This is a genomic window from Micromonospora sp. RTGN7 (genome assembly GCF_033804645.1).
GTDB lineage: Bacteria > Actinomycetota > Actinomycetes > Mycobacteriales > Micromonosporaceae > Micromonospora.
This window is the reverse complement of record NZ_JAPZLF010000008.1, coordinates 108,346-128,256: the sequence shown is the minus strand read 5'-3', so window position 1 is coordinate 128,256 and position 19,911 is coordinate 108,346. Positions and strand designations below refer to the sequence as shown.

At 71.7% G+C, this 19,911-nt stretch carries 18 protein-coding genes, 1 tRNA gene and 1 pseudogene; 12 read left to right on the top strand and 8 right to left on the bottom strand.

Annotated elements, in window-relative coordinates:
• Positions 1-39 precede the first annotated feature (39 nt).
• Entirely contained in the window at positions 40-525 is a 486-nt protein-coding gene (locus SNR22_RS14105) for an Rrf2 family transcriptional regulator (RefSeq protein WP_320067003.1), read from the top strand.
• A 209-nt stretch (positions 526-734) separates the two neighbouring features.
• The gene (locus SNR22_RS14100) at positions 735-1,733 is read left to right on the top strand and encodes a sulfite exporter TauE/SafE family protein (RefSeq protein WP_320067165.1); all 999 of its coding nucleotides are present in this window, start codon (positions 735-737) and stop codon (positions 1,731-1,733) included.
• A 164-nt stretch (positions 1,734-1,897) separates the two neighbouring features.
• On the opposite strand, the gene SNR22_RS14095 is transcribed toward SNR22_RS14100, so the two are convergent.
• Entirely contained in the window at positions 1,898-2,710 is an 813-nt protein-coding gene (locus SNR22_RS14095; protein WP_320067002.1) for a class I SAM-dependent methyltransferase, read from the bottom strand.
• A 252-nt stretch (positions 2,711-2,962) separates the two neighbouring features.
• Between SNR22_RS14095 and SNR22_RS14090 the strand changes: the two genes are divergently transcribed.
• Positions 2,963-5,224 (top strand): cellulose binding domain-containing protein, encoded by a 2,262-nt coding sequence (locus SNR22_RS14090; RefSeq protein WP_320067001.1) that lies wholly within the window; start codon positions 2,963-2,965, stop codon positions 5,222-5,224.
• A gap of 198 nt (positions 5,225-5,422) precedes the next feature.
• Here the strand turns inward: SNR22_RS14090 and SNR22_RS14085 are convergent, their stop codons facing one another.
• Together SNR22_RS14085 and SNR22_RS14080 are read right to left on the bottom strand one after the other, a co-directional pair.
• Positions 5,423-6,433, bottom strand: a complete 1,011-nt coding sequence (locus SNR22_RS14085) for an LLM class flavin-dependent oxidoreductase (protein WP_320067000.1) — start codon at positions 6,431-6,433, stop codon at positions 5,423-5,425.
• Positions 6,434-6,489: 56 nt separating this feature from the next.
• Positions 6,490-6,969 carry an Lrp/AsnC family transcriptional regulator gene (locus SNR22_RS14080; protein WP_320066999.1) on the bottom strand — a complete coding sequence of 160 codons (480 nt, stop codon included), beginning with the start codon at positions 6,967-6,969 and terminating at the stop codon, positions 6,490-6,492.
• Positions 6,970-7,071: 102 nt separating this feature from the next.
• Between SNR22_RS14080 and SNR22_RS14075 the strand changes: the two genes are divergently transcribed.
• Positions 7,072-8,232: a trans-sulfuration enzyme family protein gene (locus SNR22_RS14075; protein WP_320066998.1), complete on the top strand. Its 1,161-nt coding sequence runs from the start codon at positions 7,072-7,074 to the stop codon at positions 8,230-8,232.
• A 23-nt stretch (positions 8,233-8,255) separates the two neighbouring features.
• Here SNR22_RS14075 and SNR22_RS14070 read toward each other — a convergent pair whose 3' ends face one another.
• The 3 genes and pseudogenes from SNR22_RS14070 to SNR22_RS14060 form a co-directional block, all read right to left on the bottom strand.
• Entirely contained in the window at positions 8,256-8,678 is a 423-nt protein-coding gene (locus SNR22_RS14070; RefSeq protein ID WP_320067164.1) for a hypothetical protein, read from the bottom strand.
• 219 nt (positions 8,679-8,897) lie between these two features.
• Positions 8,898-9,005 (bottom strand): annotated as a pseudogene (locus tag SNR22_RS14065) (terminase gpP N-terminus-related DNA-binding protein); the annotation flags it as partial.
• Positions 9,006-9,037: 32 nt separating this feature from the next.
• Positions 9,038-9,114: transfer RNA gene (locus SNR22_RS14060), tRNA-Leu, on the bottom strand.
• Between the two features lie 93 nt (positions 9,115-9,207).
• Between SNR22_RS14060 and SNR22_RS14055 the strand changes: the two genes are divergently transcribed.
• The 8 genes from SNR22_RS14055 to polA all read left to right on the top strand — a co-directional run bounded on the left by SNR22_RS14055 (position 9,208) and on the right by polA (position 19,209).
• Positions 9,208-9,828, top strand: coding sequence for an ANTAR domain-containing response regulator (locus tag SNR22_RS14055; RefSeq protein ID WP_320066997.1), 621 nt, complete (start codon positions 9,208-9,210; stop codon positions 9,826-9,828).
• Positions 9,829-9,895: 67 nt separating this feature from the next.
• Positions 9,896-11,098, top strand: a complete 1,203-nt coding sequence (locus SNR22_RS14050; protein WP_320066996.1) for a hypothetical protein — start codon at positions 9,896-9,898, stop codon at positions 11,096-11,098.
• A gap of 266 nt (positions 11,099-11,364) precedes the next feature.
• Positions 11,365-12,534, top strand: coding sequence for a branched-chain amino acid ABC transporter substrate-binding protein (locus tag SNR22_RS14045; protein ID WP_320066995.1), 1,170 nt, complete (start codon positions 11,365-11,367; stop codon positions 12,532-12,534).
• Positions 12,535-12,628: 94 nt separating this feature from the next.
• Positions 12,629-13,579: a branched-chain amino acid ABC transporter permease gene (locus SNR22_RS14040; protein ID WP_320066994.1), complete on the top strand. Its 951-nt coding sequence runs from the start codon at positions 12,629-12,631 to the stop codon at positions 13,577-13,579.
• The gene (locus tag SNR22_RS14035) at positions 13,576-14,730 is read left to right on the top strand and encodes a branched-chain amino acid ABC transporter permease (RefSeq protein WP_320066993.1); all 1,155 of its coding nucleotides are present in this window, start codon (positions 13,576-13,578) and stop codon (positions 14,728-14,730) included. The genes SNR22_RS14040 and SNR22_RS14035 overlap by 4 nt, the downstream gene beginning before the upstream one ends.
• On the top strand, positions 14,723-15,643 hold the full coding sequence (locus SNR22_RS14030; RefSeq protein ID WP_320066992.1) for an ABC transporter ATP-binding protein: 921 nt from the start codon (positions 14,723-14,725) through the stop codon (positions 15,641-15,643). The genes SNR22_RS14035 and SNR22_RS14030 overlap by 8 nt, the downstream gene beginning before the upstream one ends.
• Entirely contained in the window at positions 15,633-16,343 is a 711-nt protein-coding gene (locus SNR22_RS14025) for an ABC transporter ATP-binding protein (protein WP_320066991.1), read from the top strand. The genes SNR22_RS14030 and SNR22_RS14025 overlap by 11 nt, the downstream gene beginning before the upstream one ends.
• A 157-nt stretch (positions 16,344-16,500) precedes the next feature.
• The gene (polA, locus tag SNR22_RS14020) at positions 16,501-19,209 is read left to right on the top strand and encodes a DNA polymerase I (RefSeq protein ID WP_320066990.1); all 2,709 of its coding nucleotides are present in this window, start codon (positions 16,501-16,503) and stop codon (positions 19,207-19,209) included.
• A gap of 81 nt (positions 19,210-19,290) precedes the next feature.
• On the opposite strand, the gene SNR22_RS14015 is transcribed toward polA, so the two are convergent.
• The gene (locus tag SNR22_RS14015) at positions 19,291-19,653 is read right to left on the bottom strand and encodes a DUF3140 domain-containing protein (protein ID WP_320066989.1); all 363 of its coding nucleotides are present in this window, start codon (positions 19,651-19,653) and stop codon (positions 19,291-19,293) included.
• Positions 19,640-19,858 carry a DUF2945 domain-containing protein gene (locus SNR22_RS14010; RefSeq protein WP_320066988.1) on the bottom strand — a complete coding sequence of 73 codons (219 nt, stop codon included), beginning with the start codon at positions 19,856-19,858 and terminating at the stop codon, positions 19,640-19,642. The genes SNR22_RS14015 and SNR22_RS14010 overlap by 14 nt, the downstream gene beginning before the upstream one ends.
• Between the last annotated feature and the right edge of the window lie 53 nt (positions 19,859-19,911).

Genomic DNA, 19,911 nt, shown 5'->3' with positions numbered 1-19,911 from the left:
GCAGCCCGGCCGGCCGGCCCGCCGACTAACCTGGCCGACATGCGCCTCTCCGCCCGGGTCGACTATGCCCTCCGCGCGGCCGTCGAACTCGCGGCCGTCGCCGGTGGTGCCGACGCCGGTGGTGCCGACGCCGGGCGAACCCGTCCGGTGACCGCCGAGCAGATCGCCCGGACCCAGGAGATCCCGCCGAAGTTCCTGGAGAGCATCCTGCTGCAACTGCGCCGCGGCGGCATCGTGCACGCCCAGCGCGGCCCCGAGGGGGGATACTGGCTGGCCCGTCCGGCGGCGGAGATCTCCCTCGCCGAGGTGATCCGGGTGGTCGACGGGCCGCTGGCGCACGTCCGTGGGCAACGCCCGGAGCAGCTCGGCTACCTCGGTGCCGCCCGGGCGTTGCAGGATGTGTGGATCGCCCTGCGGGCCAGCGAGCGGGAGATCCTCGAACTGGTCACCATCGCCGACGTGGCCAACGCCACCCTGCCCGAGCGGGTCAACGAGCTGGCCGCCGACCCGCGCGCCTGGAGCTGACCGGGTGCCCGGGGTGTGGGCACCGGCCCGGCCGACCGCCGATCCGCGCGCCTGGAGCTGACCGGCGTCGTCCGCCACCGCGGCACGAGTCCCGTGTGGTCCCGGCCGTCCGGCGCGTCCCACCAACCGATAGGGGACTTGACCCGGGCTCGCCCGTGCCGCATTGTCGACCAAGTTGATAGGAGATGCCGAAAAGTCAGGGGGCGCTCGTGCGCAAGCTGCTGGTCCTCGCCCTCGTCGGGCTCGTCGCACAACTGGTCGACGGCTCGCTCGGCATGGCCTACGGGCTGACCTCGTCCACCCTGCTGCTGGCCGTCGGGGTCGCCCCGGCCGCCGCGTCGGCCTCGGTGCACCTGGCCGAGATCGGCACGACGCTCGCCGCCGGGGTGGCCCACTGGCGGTTCGGCAACGTCGACTGGCGGGTGGTGAGTCGCATTGCCCTCCCCGGCGCCGTGGGCGCGTTCGCCGGCGCCACCTTCCTCAGCGCGATCTCCACCGAGGCCGCCGCGCCCTGGATGGCCGCGATCCTGTTCACCCTCGGGGCGTACCTGCTGGTGCGTTTCTCCCGGCCGCTGCGCTCCAACGGGGCAGCCGGTGCGCTGCGCAGCCGGTTCCTCGCCCCGCTGGGCCTGGTCGCCGGCTTCGTCGACGCCACCGGCGGCGGGGGATGGGGCCCGGTCGCGACCCCGGCGCTGCTGGTCTCCGGCCGGATGGAGCCCCGCCGGGTCATCGGCTCGGTCGACACCGCCGAGTTCGTGGTGGCGGGCGCGGCCAGCCTCGGCTTCCTGATCGGCCTCGGCACGGAGGGCTTCCTGCTGCCGACCGTCGCCGCGCTGCTCGTCGGCGGCCTGATCGCCGCCCCGATCGCCGCCTGGCTGGTCCGGATCGTCCCGGCCCAGCTCCTCGGCGCCACCATCGGCGGCGTGATCGTACTGACCAACGCCCGCACCCTGGTCCGCGCCGGCGGCCTGCCCGGCGGCGCACAGTGGCTGGTCTACGCGCTGCTCGCCGTCGGCTGGCTCGTCGCGATCGTCCTGGCCGTCCGCGCGCTGCGCCGGGTGCGCCGAGCCCGCGCCACGGTCGACGCCGCCACGGTTGACGTCGCCACGGTCGAGGCCGGCCTGGTTGACGTCGCCACGGTCGACGCCGGCATGGTCGGTGCCGCGTCGGTCGACGGGAGGAACGCCCCCGCGCAGCCCCTTCCGTAGGCCGCTGTCAAGGGCTGAACTCCCCACCGGGAGGGGCTGAACCCGCCACGCGGCCACTCCGACGGCGGCCGAGGAGGTCGCTGCAGCGCGTTCCGCGCTCGTCGTCGGAGCATGCGTCGGCCGGGTGCCGGGCCTGATGCCGTGCGGGCGGGCCCGGTCGGCGCTCAGGGCCGGGCCAGCAGCTCGCCGTGCAGGACCGAGTACCAGCCGTCCGGCTCGGCGGCCCAGGACCGCCAGCCGGCCGCGATCCGCGCCAGCGCTCCCGGGTCGACTCCCGCGGCGAGGGCCTGACGCCCCAGCGCCGAGTCGACCACCCGCTCCGCCCACATGCCACCCCACCAGGCCCGGTCCTGTGCGGTCGCGAAACACCAGGTGCTCGACGTCGCCGTGACGTCGGTCAGCCCGGCGGCGTGCGCCCAGGCAAGCAGCCGGCGTCCGGCGTCCGGCTCGCCACCGTTGGCGCGGGCCAGCCGTTGGTAGAGCACCAGCCACTCGTCGAGTTCGGGTCGCCGCGGATGCCAGGTGAACGCCCCGTAGTCGCTGTCGCGTACCGCGATGTGCCCGCCCGGCCGGCAGACCCGGCGCAGCTCGCGGAGCGCCCGGACCGGATCACCGACGTGCTGGAGCACCTGGTGGGCGTGCACGATGTCGAAGGAGTCGTCCGGGAAGGGGAGCGTGTGCACGTCGGCGACCGCGAAGTCGACGTTTTCCTGCCGCCGGGCCCCGATCTCGGCCCGGGCCAGCTCCAGCGCCTCGGTGGTGATCTCGACGGCGGTGACCCGCCCGGTCCCGTCCGGGGTGGCCACCAGGGCCGCCAGGTCGGCGGTGATGGTGCCCGGCCCGCAGCCGACGTCCAGCACGGTCAGCCCGGGCCGCAGGACCGGCAGGAGATGCCCGGCCGAGTTGGCGGCGGTGCGCCAGCGGTGCGATCGCAGGACCGACTCGTGGTGTCCGTGGGTGTAGACGGCGGAGGTCATGTCTCACATTTTAGTAGCCGTTTCCTGGCAAGTGGAAGACGCATCGGCTCGGCGCCGGCGGTCCGCCCATCGGCCAGCAGCGCAACTGGTTGCCTGCGGGAAAGCGGTGTCCTAGCATCCGTACTGCGCGGAGCCGAACCGCGGACGTCGATGCCGTCCGCTCACCGCCGCAGCGCGGCGCACCTCCCGACGGCCAAGGGCAGGCCGACGGGCACCGATCGCCGCGCGCCCGACCTCTCCGGAGGCACCCCCGTGCACCCCACCAGATTCCGCCGCCGCACCATGCTGCTCGCCGCGGCGGCGGCCACCACCCTCACCGCCGGCACCCTGACCGCCGTGACCGCCTCGGCCGCCGCTGCCGGCTGCCGGGTCGACTACCGGATCACCAACCAGTGGGGCGGCGGCTTCGGCGCCGACGTCACCGTCACCAACCTCGGCGACCCGGTCAACGGCTGGACCCTCACCTGGTCCTACACCGCCGGCCAGCAGGTCTCCCAGGCGTGGAACGCCACCGTCACCCAGTCCGGCACGCAGGTGAGCGCCCGCGACGCCGGCTACAACGCGGCCATCGGCACCGGCGGCACCGCGAACTTCGGCTTCAACGCCTCGTGGAACGACACCAGCAACCCCGTCCCGGCCAGCTTCGCGCTCAACGGCACGACCTGCACCGGCGGCACCGCCCCCACCACCGCCCCGCCGCCCACCACTCCGCCGCCCACCACCGCGCCCCCGCCCACCACTCCGCCGCCGACCACTCCGCCCGCCGGGGCCAAGCAACTGGAGGACCTCGACCGGGGCCTGATCAGCGTCCGATCCGGCAGCGGGAACCTCGTCTCCTGGCGGCTGCTGGGCACCGAGACCTCCGGGGTGTCGTTCAACCTCTACCGGGGTGCCACGAAGGTCAACAGCACCCCCATCACCGGTGCTACCAACCACCTCGACAGCGGGGCGGCGGCCGGGTCGGCGTACACCGTGCGGGCCGTGGTGAACGGCGCCGAGCAGGCGGCGTCCGCCCCCGCGCTCCAGTTCGCGGGCGGCTACCTCGACGTGCCGATCCAGCCCCCGGCCGGCGGCACCACCAGCAGCGGGGAGGCGTACACCTACGTCGCCAACGATGCCAGCGTCGGCGACCTCGACGGCGACGGCCGCTACGAGATCGTGCTCAAGTGGGACCCGTCCAACGCCAAGGACAACTCCCAGTCCGGCTACACCGGCGACGTCTACGTCGACGCGTACACCCTCACCGGCAGCCGGCTGTGGCGCATCGACCTCGGGCGTAACATCCGCGCCGGCGCCCACTACACCCAGTTCCAGGTGTACGACTACGACGGTGACGGCCGCGCCGAGGTCGCCATGAAGACCGCCGACGGCACCCGGTCGGGCACCGGCCAGCTCATCGGCTCGTCCTCGGCCGACCACCGCAACTCCAGCGGGTACGTCCTGTCCGGACCCGAGTACCTGACCATGTTCGACGGCCGGACCGGCGCCATCGCCTCCACCGTCGACTACGACCCGCCGCGCGGCACCGTCTCCTCCTGGGGCGACAACTACGGCAACCGGGTCGACCGGTTCCTCGCCGGCACCGCCTACCTCGACGGCCAACGTCCCTCACTGATCATGGCCCGGGGCTACTACACCCGAGCCGTCATCGCCGCCTGGGACTTCCGCAACGGCACCCTGACCAAGCGGTGGACGTTCGACTCCAACACCTCCGGCAACTCCGCCGCCGCCGGCCAGGGCAACCACCAGCTCTCCATCGCCGACGTCGACGCCGACGGCCGGCAGGAGATCGTCTACGGCGCCGCCACCATCGACGACAACGGCCGGCTACTGCACTCCACCGGCAACGGCCACGGCGACGCCATGCACGTCGGCGACCTCGACCCGAGCCGCTCCGGCCTGGAGGTCTTCAAGGTCGACGAGGACGGCAGCAAGCCCAGCTCGTACTTCGCCGACGCCCGCACCGGCCAGATCATCTGGTCCACCCCCGCCTCCGGCGACAACGGCCGGGGCGTCTGCGCCGACATCTGGGCCGGCAGCCCCGGCGCCGAGTCCTGGTCCTCCGCCGTCGACGGCCTCGCCAACACCCGAGGTCAGAACGTCGGCCGCAAGCCGTCCTCGGCGAACTTCCTCGCCTGGTGGGACGGCGACCCGGTGCGCGAACTCCTCGACGGCACGAAGATCGACAAGTACGGCACCGGCGGCGAGACCCGACTGCTCACCGGCACCGGCGTCGCGTCCAACAACGGCACCAAGTCGACCCCGGCGCTCTCCGGCGACCTCCTCGGCGACTGGCGCGAGGAGGTCGTCTGGCGCACCAGCGACAGCACCGCGCTGCGCATCTACAGCACCCCGACCCCGACCAGCACCCGGATCCACACGCTGATGCACGACCCGCAGTACCGGGTCGCCATCGCCTGGCAGAACACGGCCTACAACCAGCCGCCACACCCGGGATTCTTCATCGGAGACGGCATGAGCGCCCCGCCCGTGCCGAACATCTACCTGCGCTGAGCGCCGCTCAGCCGGTGGCAGGCACCAGGCCGCAGCCGCGGAATCCGCACAGCTGCGGCCCGGTGCACCACACCGCGGCACCCCCCGACCCGTCCCGACGGGGTGTGCCGTACCACCACCGGAACCGAAGTTACCGGGCGACCGCGACGCGGGGGTGACGCCGGTATGAAGATCGTGTTTCGCGTGTTTCCCGCAGGTTCACCCGTCCCGGCGCAGCCCGCCGGCCACCTTCTCCGCGATCAGCTCGTACGAGCGCACCCGATCCGCTACGTCGTACACCAGCGTGGTCAGCATCAACTCGTCCGCGCCCGTGCGTGCCAGCAGCTCGGTCAGTTGCCGGCGCACCGTCTCGGGCGACCCCAGCGCCTGCCCCTCCCGCCGGGCGAGGGCGAACTCCCGCTCCGCCGCCGTGTACGGGTACGCCGCCGCCTGCTCCGGCGTCGCCAGGGGCTCCGGCCGCCCCGAACGCAGCTTCAAAAACGACAGCGCGCTCGGCCCCGACAGCCACTCCGCCCGCTCGTCGGTGTCCGCGCAGACCGCGTTGACCGCGACCATCGCGTACGGCTCCGCCAGGAACTGCGACGGCCGGAAGTGTTGCCGGTACAGCGCGAGCGCCGGCACCGTGTTCTGCGCGCTGAAGTGGTGCGCGAACGAGAACGGCAGCCCCAACAGCCCGGCGAGCTGCGCGCTGAACCCGCTGGACCCCAGCAGCCAGACCGCCGGCTGCTCGCCCCGCCCCGGGGTGGCCGTGATCGGCCCCGGCCGCTCGCCGGAGAAGTAGTTCATCAGGTCCGCCAGCTCCCGGGGGAACCCCTCGGCCGACAGGCCTTCCGTCGTCCGGCGCAACGCCAGCGCGGTGACCTGGTCGGTCCCCGGCGCCCGGCCGATCCCCAGGTCGATCCGGCCCGGGTGCAGCGCCTCCAGGGTGCCGAACTGCTCGGCCACCACCAGCGGGGCGTGGTTGGGCAGCATCACCCCGCCCGAGCCCAGCCGGATCGTCGAGGTCTTCGCCGCCAGGTGCGCGAGCAGCACCGCCGGCGCCGAACTGGCAATGGCCGGCATGTTGTGGTGCTCGGCCACCCAGAACCGGCGGTAGCCCAGCTCCTCCGTGCGCCGGGCGAGCTCGGTGGTGTGCCGCAGGGCCGCGCCGACAGTGGCGCCGGCCGCGACCGGGGCAAGATCAAGAACAGACATGGGTACGTCGATCACGCCTCACCCCAAGCCGTTGCGCGCCGGAATTGTTCCCCTCGCCGGATACGTGTGGCTCACCCCATCCCGCGCGCCTGCTCGAAGATCAGACTCGTCTGGGTGTGCTGCACCACCGGATCCACCGCCAGATGGTCCAGCACGAAGTCCCGCAGCGCGTCCCCCGACGCCGCCCGCACGTGCAACACGTAGTCCTCCGCGCCCGCCACGTGGAACACCGACACCACCCCCGGCAGCCGCACCGACCTGGCCCGGAACGCGTCCACCGCGGCCCGCTCGTGCGCCGTCAACCGCACCGACACCAGCGCCTGCAACGGCAGCCCCACCGCCGCCGGGTCCACCTCCGCATGGAAGCCCCGGATCGCCCCGGACTCCCGCAGCGCCCGGGTTCGGGTCAGGCACGTCGACGGCGCCACCCCCACCCGTTCCGCCAGGGCGTTGTTCGGTAGCCGGCCGTCAACGGTCAACTCGGTCAGGATCGCGCGGTCGACGTCGTCCAGGGCCGAGAACGGCCGAAGATCATTCGGTGCGAGGGGCATCCGCCCATCCTGCACCGAATCAACACGTTGTCAAAGCCCGTTTCGCAGAATGTTCTGCCGCACTATTGCCCTCTGTCGCCATGATGTTCGACGCTTCCCGCCATGACGACCGTGGACACCAGAGCAGTGCACGCCGGCCGCGCCGACCTCGCCGCCCTCGGCGTCCACGTCCCACCCATCGACCTCTCCACCACCAACCCCCTGCCGTCGGTCGACGAGGGCGGCGACGCCTACGAACTCCTCGCCACCGGCGGCACCCTCCCCGCCGGCGGCAACGCCGTCTACCAACGACTCTGGAACCCCACCGTCGCCCGCTTCGAGACCGCCCTCGCCGAACTGGAGGACACCGCCGCCGCCGTCGCCTTCGCCAGCGGCATGGCCGCCCTCACCGCCACCATCCTCGCCGCCACCCGCGACGGAAAGCGCCACATCGTCGCCGTCCGCCCCCTCTACGGCGGCACCGACCACGTCCTCGCCACCGGGCTGCTCGGCACCGACGTCACCTGGGCCCACCCCGACGGCGTCGCCGCCGCCGTCCGCCCCGACACCGCCCTGGTCATCGTCGAGACCCCCGCCAACCCCACCCTCGACCTCGTCGACATCGCCGCCCTCGCCACCGCCGCCGGCGACGTGCCCCTGCTCGTCGACAACACCGTCGCCACCCCCGTCCTCCAGCAGCCCGCCCGGCACGGCGCCGCCCTCGTCCTGCACAGCGCCACCAAGAGCATCGGCGGCCACGGCGACGTCCTCGCCGGCGTCGTCGCCTGCGACGAGGACTGGGCCGCCCGGCTGCGCCAGGTCCGCGCCCTCACCGGCGCGATCCTGCACCCCCTCGGCGCGTACCTGCTGCACCGCGGCCTCCAGACCCTGCCCGTGCGGGTCCGCGCCCAACAGTCCGGCGCGGAGAAGATCGCCGGCTGGCTCGCCGGCCACCCCGCCGTCGCCCGGGTGCACCACCCCAGCGTCGACGACCCCGCCGGGCTCGTCGGCCGGCAGATGGCCGGCACCGGCAGCCTGCTCGCCTTCGAGGTACGCGGCGGCGCGCCCGCCGCCGCCGCCGTCGCCGGCGCCTGCCGGCTGATCACCCACGCCGTCTCCCTCGGCGGCGTGGACACCCTGATCCAGCACCCGGCCTCGCTGACCCACCGCCCGGTCGCCGGCGACGCCCGGCCCGCCGACGGGCTGCTACGGATCTCCGTCGGCCTGGAGGACCCGGAGGACCTGCGCGCGGACCTGGAACAGGCGCTCGCGGCGCTCGGCTGACCGGGGGCCGTGCTGCGGGGCGGTCAGGACTTCGGGCCGACGTGCCGGTCCAGCGCGGCGACCGCCTCCCGGCGGGCCACCGACAGGGAGTTGCGGCGGTTCATCCGCCAAGCGATGCCCAGCAGGTCCAACGCCCACTGGCAGAGCCCCATGATGTCGGCGGACTCATTGCTGAACATGTAGCGGGGGTAGATGTAGCCCTTGCCGCGCGTGGTCACCCGGTTGGCAACCCGGCAGCCGTCGGAGTGGAACAGGCCGCGGACGAAGTCCCCGGGGTGGGCGGTGACGATCTTCCGTTGCCAGCCCGCCAGGACGATCGGGCGCTCGTGCTTCTTGCCCGGCCCGTGCTGCGGCAGCAGGCAGGGCCAGTGCACCCCGTAGCTCTGCACGCTGACACAACCCTGCTGCTGGACCCGTTGCACCCTCGCCGCCAGAACCGTTTGCATGGCGGTATCGCAGGCGTCGATCAGGTCTGGCCAGGTGTTGCTGCACGAGATCCTCAGGACCGGGACCCGGGCGGAGGTGACCAGATGGCCGTCCCCGAGATACAGCCCCAACAGGTAGGCGTAGACGCCAGGATGTGCTGGATTGTCGATGTGTGAACGACAGCGGAAGCACCGGAGCGCGCTGGGCTGCTGTTTGCCCTCCGGTGGATCCTTGCACCACTGGCGGACCGTTGCGTAGGACAACCCGACGCTTCGGGCGGTCTCGGCGACGGTTGCCCCGGAAAGATAGAGGCGGCGGGCCTGTGCGCGTATCTCAGGTGGATGCACCCGCCCATTTTCGAACGACTGTATGACACCTTTGGTGCCCCCGGTGGGACTCGAACCCACACTGTCGGAGGTTTGAGCTCCGTCTCTCTTCCGGTTGGAGTACAGGGGCTTCCATGGTTCGGCCCAGACAGACTACCCACTAGGCTAGGGACGGCGACACCCGGCACGGCGGTGTCGGGCACAGACTGGTGGGAGTGGGCTCGTGGCCGAGACGCAGACGGATGCCGAGCGCAGGCGGGTGTTGATCGCCGAGGACGAGGCGCTCATCCGACTGGACCTGGCCGAGATGTTGGTCGAGGAGGGCTACGACGTGGTCGGCGAGGCCGGCGACGGCGAGACGGCCGTCCGACTCGCCGAGGAGCTGAAGCCCGACCTGGTCATCCTCGACATCAAGATGCCGATCATGGACGGGCTGGCCGCCGCCGAGCGGATCGCCGGCAACCGGATCGCGCCGGTGATCATCCTGACCGCGTTCAGCCAGCGGGATCTGGTGGAGCGGGCCCGGGCGGCCGGTGCCATGGCCTACCTCGTGAAGCCCTTCCAGAAGAGCGACCTCGTGCCGGCGGTGGAGATCGCGCTGTCGCGGTACTCGGAGGTCGCCGCGCTGGAGGCGGAGGTGGCCGGCCTGACCGACCGGCTGGAGATCCGCAAGGCGGTGGAGCGCGCGAAGGGTGCGCTGATGACGACGTACGGGATGACGGAGCCGCAGGCGTTCAAGTGGATCCAGCGCACGGCGATGGACCACCGGATGACCATGAAGGAGGTCGCCGAGCGGATCCTCGCCGAGACCGCCGGCGGCGAGATGGCCCAGCCGGCCTCCTGACGGCATCGACCGCGAGGGCTCCTCGCGCCGGGGCCCGGTGTTGCGGCGGATCGATACGGTCTCGTCCATGTTTCCTCGTAGGGTGCCGGCGGTGCTCGGCGCGGCGGTCGGGCTTGTGCTGGTGCTGGCGGGATGCTGGTCGGCCCCGATCCCGCCGCCGCTACCCCCGTTGCGTCCCGACTGGCAGCCGGTGACCCTGCCGGTGCCGCCGGGTGCCCCCGGGCGGCTCATGGTGCGTGACGCGGTGGCCTGCGCGGGCCGTTGGTTCGTGGTGGGCGCGGTTGCGCAGGCTGCGGGTGGGACACGGCCGGCCGCCTGGTCCAGCCCCGACGCGGCGGCGTGGACGCCGTTGCGGCTGGCGGCGCGCAGCGCGTACGGCGCGGCGAACGTGCTGACGGCGGTGGGCTGTCGCGACGGCCGGATGGCGGCGGTGGGCGCTAAGAGCGGCGGGGTGCACGGCAATCCTCGGGTCAGTACCTGGCGGCAGCTCGCCGACGGCTCGGTGGTGGAGGTGCCGGCGGAGTTCGAGGTGTTCGGCGGCCCGGACGCGGTGAACGTGGGGCGGATCGCGGGTGGGCCGGACGGCTGGGTGATCGCGGGCAACCGGAGCACCGGCGCGGCGGCCTGGTCCTCGCCCGACGCGGGGGAGTTCCGGCTGGTCCCGGGCGTACCGCCGCTGGCCTCGGACGCGGCGGGCCGCACCTGGGCGGCGGACGTGATCGACGCGGCGTCGGGGTGGGTGCTGGTGGGGTCGGCGCGGGGGTCGGGGCGTCCGGGCGGTGAGCCGGCGGTGTGGACCTCGGTGGACGGCTTGGACTGGCGGCGAGCGGCGCTGACGGTGGCGAGCGCGGACCCGGCCGCGTCCGCGCCGGGGGAGCTCCAGCGGGTGGTCGAGGTGGGGGAGCGGCTCATCGCGGTGGGCCGTCGCGGCGACCGCGTCGGTGCCTGGATCGAGGGGCCGAGGGGCATCGTTGGTTGGCGGCCGGGCGGCACGTTGGGGCCGGCGGCGAAGGGGGCGCCGGGGCAGGTGGCGGGTCTGGCGGCGACGGGCCGCGGGGCGTTGGCCGTGGTCTGGGCCGACGATGGCGGGGCGGCCTGGTTCACGGCGGACGGTGGGGCGTGGGTGCCGGTGGAGCTGCCGGGACCGCTGCCGACGGGGGCGGACCGGGCGGTCGCGGTGGCCGGGTCCGGTGACCGGCTGTTGCTGCTGACGGACGACGCAAAAGGCGTCGGCGGGTGGTCGGGGTCGACGGAACAGTGGCCCGCTTGAGCGGGTCATCGGTCTGTTTCCGGTCAGTGTCCGATGTCCGATTTCGTCCCGCTGACCGGTTGTGTGTTACACCACTGAGGTGAATCTCGCCACTCAACGTAACGGTTAGGTCAACCCGGCTTGCTAGGTCTACCCCGCCGGCCCGCTGGTGGGATAACGTCCCGCCCCAGACCGGGTTCGCGGTCGGTTCGATCCCCCCTCCTGCAAGAGCCAATCTCCACATTGCGGCGGGTGAGTCGAGCCTCGGACGGAGGAGGGTACGAGCCGTGAGGCAGAAGCTCGCACGGGTGCTGGGTGGCGTGGCCATCAGCGCGCTCGTTTTCAGTAGCGCGGCCGCGTGTAAGGCCGACAGTGACACCGAGGGTGGCGGCGGCAGTTCCGCCGCCTGCGACCTCAAGATCGGCTTCTTTGGCCCGCTGACCGGCGACGCCGCGGGTCTCGGTATCCACATGCGCAATGGCACGAAGCTGGCGATCGACCAGTACAACAAGGACAACGCTGACTGCAAGGTCAACCTCGAGGAGTACGACTCGCAGGGTGACCCGGCGAAGGCCTCTCCCCTGGCGCAGAAGGCGGCGGGCGACACCAAGGTCGTCGGGCTCGTCGGCCCGGCGTTCTCGGGTGAGTCCGAGGTGGCTGACCCGATCTTCGAGGAGGCCGGCCTGTCGACCATCACCCCGTCGGCGACCCGCCCGAGCCTGAGCACCAAGGGCTGGAAGGTCTTCCACCGGGGCGTCGGCAACGACACCTCGCAGGGCCCGGCGGCCGGCCGCTACATCAAGAACGTGCTGAAGGCCGAGAAGGTCTACGTCGTCGACGACCAGTCGGCGTACGGCACGGGCCTGGTGGACGAGGTCAAGAAGGTCCTCGGCACGGTTGCCGGCGAGGACAAGGTCCAGGTCAAGCAGGTTAACTTCTCCGCGGTCGTCACCAAGATCGTCGGCAGTGGCGCGACGGCCCTCTTCTTCGGTGGGTACTACACCGAGGCGGGCCTGCTGCTCAAGCAGCTCAAGGGTGCCGGCTGGAAGGGCACCATGATCGCCGGTGACGGCGTGAACGATGCCAACTTCATCAAGGTCGCCGGTCAGGCGGTCGCCGAGGGCACCATCCTGACCTGCCCCTGCGCCCCGGCCACCGCGGCCAAGGGCACCTTCGTGACCGACTACAAGGCGGGCTTCGAGAACGCCGAGCCGGGCACCTACGCCGACGTGTCGTACGACGTCACGAAGATCTACCTCGAGGGCATCAAGGCCGGCAAGGCCACCCGCGCCGACCTGCTCGCCTTCGTGAAGTCCTACAACAAGGCCGGTTCCGCCACCGGTGTGACCTACAAGTTCGAGCCCAACGGCGAGCTGGACCCGGCCCAGGTGCTGGTCTGGGCGTTCAAGGTCAACGCGGGTCAGGTCGTCCCGGACGTCGAGATCCCGAAGGCCTGACCGGTTCTCCGGTCCCGCCAAGGGATATCCAGACGATGCGGCCGGGAGTCACCCTCCCGGCCGCCTCGTTTGGCCGCACAGTTGGAGCCCCCACTTGAACTTCGATGAGTTGTTCGGGAACTTCCCGGCACTGACCATCACCGGGCTGGAACAGGGCGCGATCTACGCCCTCGTCGCCCTCGGCTACACCCTCGTCTACGGCGTTCTTCGCCTGATCAACTTTGCTCACTCCGAGGTCTTCATGGTCGGCACCTTCGCCGCCCTGTGGACCTGGGAGGCCCTCGGCTACGACCAGAACTCGCCCGCGCCGGCCCTCGGCCCGTTGATCCTCGCGCTGGTGGCCGGCCTCATCGTGGCGGGGGTCGCCGCCGCGGCGACCGCGGTGACGGTGGAGATGGTCGCCTACCGGCCGCTGCGGCGGCGCAACGCGCCCCCGCTGGCCTTCCTCATCACCGCGATCGGCGCGTCGTTCGTGCTCGCCGAGTCCTTCGGCATCGGCACCCGCCGGGCGCCGTTCGGCATGCCGACGCTGCTGCCCTCCGAGACGATGTTCACCGTCTTCGGCGCCAGCGTCACCAACATCCAGCTGCTGATCATCGGCGTGACGCTGGTGATGATGATCGGTCTGGACCAGTTCGTGAACCGCAGCCGACTGGGTCGCGGCATCCGGGCGGTGGCCCAGGACGCGGACACCGCCGCCCTGATGGGCGTCAACAAGAACCGGGTGATCCTGCTGGTGTTCGTGCTCGGCGGCCTGATGGCCGGCGTCGCGGCACTGCTCTGGAACATCCGCTTCGAATACACGAAGTTCAACGTGGGCTTCCTGCTCGGGCTGAAGGCGTTCGCGGCGGCGGTGCTCGGCGGCATCGGCAACCTGCGCGGTGCGCTGCTCGGCGGCCTGCTGCTCGGGGTGGCGGAGAACTACGCCGCCGGCCTGTTCGGTGGAGACTGGAAGGACTTCACCGGCTTCGTGCTGCTGATCGTGCTGCTGATGTTCCGCCCCACCGGCCTGCTCGGCGAATCTCTCGGGAGGGCGCGCGCATGACCGCCACCGTGGACAAGGGCCGCGCCTCGGCCTTCAAGGGCCGCTGGGCGGCGATGCCCAAGCAGATCCGCTGGGCCGCGATCGTGGCGCTGATCGTCCTGCTCTACATCCTGCCCAACAAGTGGTTCTACGAGTACCTCGGCTTTCCGATCGGCAACGAGTACTTCGCGCTCTACACCACCCGCTCGGACTTCGCCGGCGTGCTCTTCGACACCGCGGTCTTCGTCCTGCTGGCCGTGGGCCTCAACGTGGTGGTCGGCTTCGCCGGCCTGCTCGACCTGGGGTACTTCGGCTTCTACGCGCTTGGTGCGTACACGGTCGCGTTGCTGACCTCGCCGGAGAGCCGGCTGGGGACAGAATGGCCGTGGCTGGCGGCGGTGCCGATCGCGGTGATGGTCGCGATGATCTCCGGCGTCATCCTCGGTGGCCCGACGCTGCGGCTGCGCGGCGACTACCTGGCCATCGTGACCCTCGGCTTCGCCGAGATGATCCGCCTCTACGCCGCCCGCAACGAGGGCGTGCTGCAGGGTCAGCGGGGCATTCCGGCGATCCCGCACCCGCCGGGCACCGGCTCGGACGGCAAGGCGCTGTTCGGGGTGGTGGACGCCCGGCCGTACTACTGGCTCCTGCTGACGTTGATCCTCGTGGTGATCGTGCTGGTCCGGAACCTGGCCAACAGCCGGGTCGGCCGGGCCTGGGTGGCCACCCGCGAGGACGAGGACGCCGCCGAGGTCATGGGCGTGCCGACGTTCAAGTACAAGCTGTGGGCGTTCGCCATCGGGGCGGCGGTGGCCGGCCTGACCGGGGCCGTCTTCGCCGGTAAGCAGACGTTCATCAACTCCGACCAGTTCGTGCTGGAGAGCTCCATCCTGGTGCTCGCCGCGGTCATCCTGGGTGGTGCCGGCAACATCAAGGGCGCCATCGTCGGCGGCGCGATCACCTGGTACCTGCCGGAATGGCTGCGTGGCGTCGGCGGGCTGATCGGCGTGGAGTTCGACGCGGCGGAGTACCGGATCCTGATCTTCGGTCTGGTCGTCATCGTGATGATGATCTTCCGTCCGCAGGGTATCGTGCCCAACCGGCGGCGGGCGGCGGAGTTCGCCGACCGACGCCAGGAGGCGGTTCCGCAGGAGAAGGTGTCCAGTGAGTGATCCGCAGATGAAGAGCGAACGCGACCCGAGCAGCGACCGCGACATCACCGCCGACGGCCGCAGCACGGTCGGCGTGCCGCCGGCGAAGGGCTCCGGGGAGCCCACCGGCGTCACCCCGGCGGCGCGGGACGCTGCCGGCCGGGAGCCGCTGCTGGAGGTCGACAACGTCACGTTGCGCTTCGGCGGCGTGGTCGCCCTCGACAAGGTCAACTTCACCCTCTACAAGGGGGAGATCCTCGGCCTGATCGGCCCGAACGGCGCCGGCAAGACGACCTGCTTCAACGCGATGACCGGCGTCTACCGGCCCACCGAGGGCGAGATCCGGTTCAAGGGGCAGCGCACCAACGGCAAGCGGCGGTCGTGGATCACCAAGGCCGGCATCGCCCGGACGTTCCAGAACATCCGGCTCTTCCCCGAGATGACGGCGCTGGAGAACGTGATGGTGGGCGCCGACGTCCACCACAAGACCAGCGTCATCTCCGCCATGCTGCGGCTGCCGCGGTACTGGCGGGAGGAGCGTGAGGGCCGAGAGAAGGCGTACGAGCTGCTGCGCTTCGTCGGCATCGAGCGGCGCGCGAACGACCTGTCCCGCAACCTGTCGTACGGCGAGCAGCGTCGTCTGGAGATCGCCCGGGCCCTGGCCACCGACCCCGCCCTGCTCTGCCTGGACGAGCCGGCCGCCGGCTTCACCCCGGCGGAGAAGGAGGAGCTGCTCGGCCTGATCCAGTTGATCCGCGACAACGGCACGACCGTGCTGCTGATCGAGCACGACATGCGGCTGGTGATGGGCGTGACCGACCGGATCGTTGTGCTGGAGTTCGGCAAGAAGATCGCCGAGGGGTTGCCGGCCGAGGTCCGGGACGACCCGAAGGTGATCGCCGCGTATCTGGGGGTGCCGACCGATGCTGCTTGAGATCAAGGACCTGACCCTGCTCTACGGGCGCATTCAGGCCCTGCACGGGATCAGCCTGGTGGTCAACGAGGGCGAGGTGGTCGCGCTCATCGGCGCCAACGGCGCGGGCAAGACCACCACCATGCGGGCGATCTCCGGGCTGCGCCCGGTGGCCCAGGGCTCGATCGTCTTCGACGGCACCGACGTCACCCGGATGCGGGCCGACCTGCGGGTGACCCGTGGGATCGGGCAGGCGCCGGAGGGCCGGGGCGTCTTCCCCGGCATGTCGGTGATGGAGAACCTGGAGATGGGGGCGTACACCCGCCGGGACAAGGCGGAGATCGCCAAGGACCTGGCGATGGTGCTGGACCTGTTCCCCCGGCTGGCGGAGCGGCGTAAGCAGGCCGGCGGCACCCTCTCCGGCGGCGAGCAGCAGATGCTCGCCGTGGGTCGGGCGCTGATGGCCCGGCCGCGGCTGCTGCTGCTCGACGAGCCGTCGATGGGTCTGGCGCCGAAGCTGATCCAGCAGATCTTCGAGATCATCACCCGGATCAACGAGCAGGGCACCACGATCCTGCTGGTGGAGCAGAACGCCCAGCAGGCACTCTCCCGGGCCCACCGGGGATACGTGCTGGAGACCGGCCGGATCGTCAAGGAGGGCACCGGCCAGGACCTGCTGCACGACCCGGCGGTCAAGGAGGCGTACCTCGGCGTGGCCTGAGGTTCCTGCCGTCGGCGGCCGTCCGTCCCCTCGCGGGGGCGGGCGGCCGCCGGTTTTTTCGCCGGTCCGCGACGCCCGGGGCGGACCGTCCGATTCGCGGCGCCGCCGGCCGTGCCGCCGGGCGGCGTTGTCGGGCGTACGGACTAGAGTCGCTCGCGTGACAGCTACGACGCCACGCCTGCTTCTCGTCGACGGACACTCCCTGGCATACCGGGCGTTCTTCGCCCTGCCGGTGGAGAACTTCTCCACCACGACGGGGCAGCCGACAAACGCCGTCTACGGCTTCACCTCGATGCTGATCAACGTGCTCCGCGACGAGCGGCCCACCCACATCGTCGTCGCCTTCGACGTGTCCCGCCGCTCCTTCCGCACCGAGCAATACGCGGAGTACAAGGCGGGCCGCAGCGAGACCCCGACCGACTTCAAGGGCCAGGTCAGCCTGGTCAAGGAGGTGCTGGCGGCGCTGCAGATCCCGGTGGTGGAGCAGGAGGGTTACGAGGCCGACGACGTCATCGCCACCCTCGCCTGCCAGGCCCGCGACCAGGGCATGACGGTGCTGATCTCCAGCGGCGACCGGGACGCCTTCCAGCTCATCGACGACAACATCACGGTGCTCTACCCGCGTAAGGGCGTCTCCGACCTGGCCCGGATGGACGCCGCCGCGATCGAGACAAAATACGGTGTCGGCCCGCAGCGCTACCGCGACCTGGCCGCCCTGGTCGGTGAGGCCAGCGACAACCTGCCGGGCGTGCCCGGGGTGGGTCCGAAGACCGCCGCCAAGTGGATCAACCTGTACGGCGGGGTGGACGGGGTCATCGCGCGGGCCGACGAGATCAAGGGCAAGGCCGGCGAGAGCCTGCGCGAGCGGCTCGCCGACGTGATCCGCAACTACGAGCTCAACCGTCTGGTCTCCGATCTGGAGCTGCCGGTCCGCCCCGAGGACGCCCGCTGGGCCGGCTGGGACCGGGAGGCGGTGCACCAGGTCTTCGACACCCTGGAGTTCCGCATCCTGCGCGACCGGCTCTACCAATACCTGGAGGCCGTCGAGCCGGAGGCCGAGGCCGGGTTCGACCTGGCCGGCGAGAAGCTCACCGCGCCCGGGGCGCTGGCCGGCTGGCTCGACACGCACGCACCGACCGGCACCCAGGTCGGGGTGGCGGTGAAGACGCCGGCGAAGCCGACGACCCCCCGTGAGCGATACGAACCACAGCTCGACGGCGTGGCCCTGGCCCTGGCGTCTGGGCCGGCGGCCTGGTTCGACCCGGTGGAGCTGGCCGAGGCCGACGAGCGGGCCCTGGCCGGCTGGCTGGCCGACCCGCAGCGGCCGAAGGTGGTGCACGACAGCAAGCAGGCCCGGCTGGCGCTCGCCGCCCGCGGCTGGTCCCTGGCGGGCGTCGTCCGCGACACCGAGCTCGCCGCCTACCTGGCCCGCCCCGACCAGCGCTCCTACGACCTGACCGACCTGGCACTGCGCTACCTGCACCGGGAGCTGCGGGTCGACGCCCCGGAGACCGGCCAGCTCACCCTCGACGGCCTCGGCGACGACGGCGAGGCCGAGCAGAACCTGATGCTCCAGGCCCGGGCCACCCTCGACCTGGCCGACGCGATCGACGCCGAGCTGTCCCGCGACGGTGAGCAGTCCGCCCGGTTGATGGCGGAGGTCGAGCTGCCGTTGTCGGAGGTGCTTGCCACGATCCAGCAGGTCGGCATCGCCGCCGACCTGGACTATCTCCAGGAGTTGGAGGCGCACTTCGCCGGCGAGGTCAAGGCCGCCGCCCAGGGCGCGTACGCCGCGGTGGATCGGGAGTTCAACCTCGGCTCGCCCAAGCAGCTCCAGGAGTTGCTCTTCGGCGAACTGGGCCTGCCCAAGACCAAGAAGATCAAGACCGGCTACACCACCGACGCCGACGCCCTCCAGTGGCTGCACGCGCAGAATCCGCACCCGGTGCTGGAGCACCTGCTGCGGCACCGGGACGTGGCCAAGCTCAAGTCGACCGTGGACGGCCTGCTCAAGTCCGTCTCCGACGACGGCCGCATCCACACCACCTTCAAGCAGACGGTGGCGGCCACCGGCCGGCTCTCTTCCACCGACCCCAACCTGCAGAACATCCCGATCCGCACCGAGGAGGGCCGGCGGATCCGCCGGGCCTTCGTGGTGGGGGAGGGGTTCGATCACCTGCTCACCGCCGACTACAGCCAGATCGAGATGCGGATCATGGCGCACCTGTCGTCGGACGACGCGCTGATCGAGGCGTTCAACTCCGGCCGCGACTTCCACGCCGCCACCGCCTCGTCGGTCTTCGGGGTGCCGGTGGCCGACGTCACGGCCGATCAGCGCCGCAAGATCAAGGCGATGAACTACGGCTTGGCGTACGGGCTGAGCGCGTTCGGCCTCTCCCAGCAGCTCGGCATCACCGCCGAGGAGGCGCGCGGGCTGATGGAGAACTACTTCGCCGGCTTCGGCGGGGTCCGCGACTACCTCAACGAGGTGGTCGCCCGGGCCCGGCACGACGGCTACACCTCCACCGTTCTGGGCCGCCGGCGGTATCTGCCCGACCTGGCCAGCGACAACCGGCAGCGCCGGGAGATGGCCGAGCGGATGGCGCTCAACGCCCCGATCCAGGGCTCCGCGGCGGACCTCATCAAGGTGGCCATGCTGCACGTCGACTCGGCGCTGCGCGATGCCGGCCTGCGGTCCCGAATGCTGCTCCAGGTGCACGACGAGCTGGTCTTCGAGGTGGCGGCGGGCGAACGGGAGACGCTGGAGGCGCTGGTGCGCAAGGAGATGGGTGGGGCGTACCCGCTCTCCGTGCCGCTGGAGGTCTCCGTCGGCGAGGGCCGCGACTGGAACAGCGCCGACCACTGACCGCCGGCCGGCGCCGCGCCGGCCCCACCCGTGGGCGTTCGACGGTGGGCGTTGCCCGCCGGTGGGGCGCGGCGGGGAGGTTCACTTCAGCGGGTCACGGCCCCAGTTCATCAGCGACCATCGCCACTTCGTGTTCCGGACGTCGCCCGTGGGGCGCTGGGCCAGGTGCCGGTGGACGTACCCGACGACCTTGCGCATGTGTTTGTAGTCGCCCTCGGAGAGCTCCGCGCGCCTGCGGCGCAGCAGGTCGATGATCCGCCGGCCGGAGGAGTGCCCGACCGACTCGCCGCCGCCGGCCCGGCCACCCTTGTGCCAGCCGACCCGCTTCGACTCGTCGGTCTCCAGCCAGGTGGAGAGCTCGCGAGGCTTCATGTTCACCGCCTCGGTGAACTCCCGGTAGGTGTCCCGCCCCCGGTCAGCCCCGCCCCGGTCAGCCCCGCTCATGGCGCAGCACCTCCGGCCGGTGGGCGACGTCCCGCCCCGAACTGTCGGCGCGGATGCGGTACTGCGGGTCATCCGGGGACGCGTTCGCAATGTGCCCGCTCAACCGCGTCCGTTCGGTGAGTTCCTCCTGTACGACCCCGTGTGCCCGACTGCCGTGGCTGGCCCAGGAGACGTGGTCACCCTCGCGGAACTTCTGCTCGGCCATCCGCCTGGCTACCCGGGGCGCCCCCGGCCAAACGGGCCCGGTCAGCAGGTGAG

Coding starts and splice junctions, on each gene's coding strand:
- SNR22_RS14105 (WP_320067003.1), top strand. CDS start 40: ATGCGCCTCTCCGCCCGGGTCGACTATGCCCTCCGCGCGGCCGTCGAA.
- SNR22_RS14095 (WP_320067002.1), bottom strand. CDS start 2,710: ATGACCTCCGCCGTCTACACCCACGGACACCACGAGTCGGTCCTGCGA.
- SNR22_RS14080 (WP_320066999.1), bottom strand. CDS start 6,969: ATGCCCCTCGCACCGAATGATCTTCGGCCGTTCTCGGCCCTGGACGAC.
- SNR22_RS14075 (WP_320066998.1), top strand. CDS start 7,072: ATGACGACCGTGGACACCAGAGCAGTGCACGCCGGCCGCGCCGACCTC.
- SNR22_RS14070 (WP_320067164.1), bottom strand. CDS start 8,678: ATGCAAACGGTTCTGGCGGCGAGGGTGCAACGGGTCCAGCAGCAGGGT.
- SNR22_RS14050 (WP_320066996.1), top strand. CDS start 9,896: ATGTTTCCTCGTAGGGTGCCGGCGGTGCTCGGCGCGGCGGTCGGGCTT.
- SNR22_RS14035 (WP_320066993.1), top strand. CDS start 13,576: ATGACCGCCACCGTGGACAAGGGCCGCGCCTCGGCCTTCAAGGGCCGC.
- SNR22_RS14025 (WP_320066991.1), top strand. CDS start 15,633: ATGCTGCTTGAGATCAAGGACCTGACCCTGCTCTACGGGCGCATTCAG.
- SNR22_RS14015 (WP_320066989.1), bottom strand. CDS start 19,653: ATGAGCGGGGCTGACCGGGGCGGGGCTGACCGGGGGCGGGACACCTAC.
- SNR22_RS14010 (WP_320066988.1), bottom strand. CDS start 19,858: ATGGCCGAGCAGAAGTTCCGCGAGGGTGACCACGTCTCCTGGGCCAGC.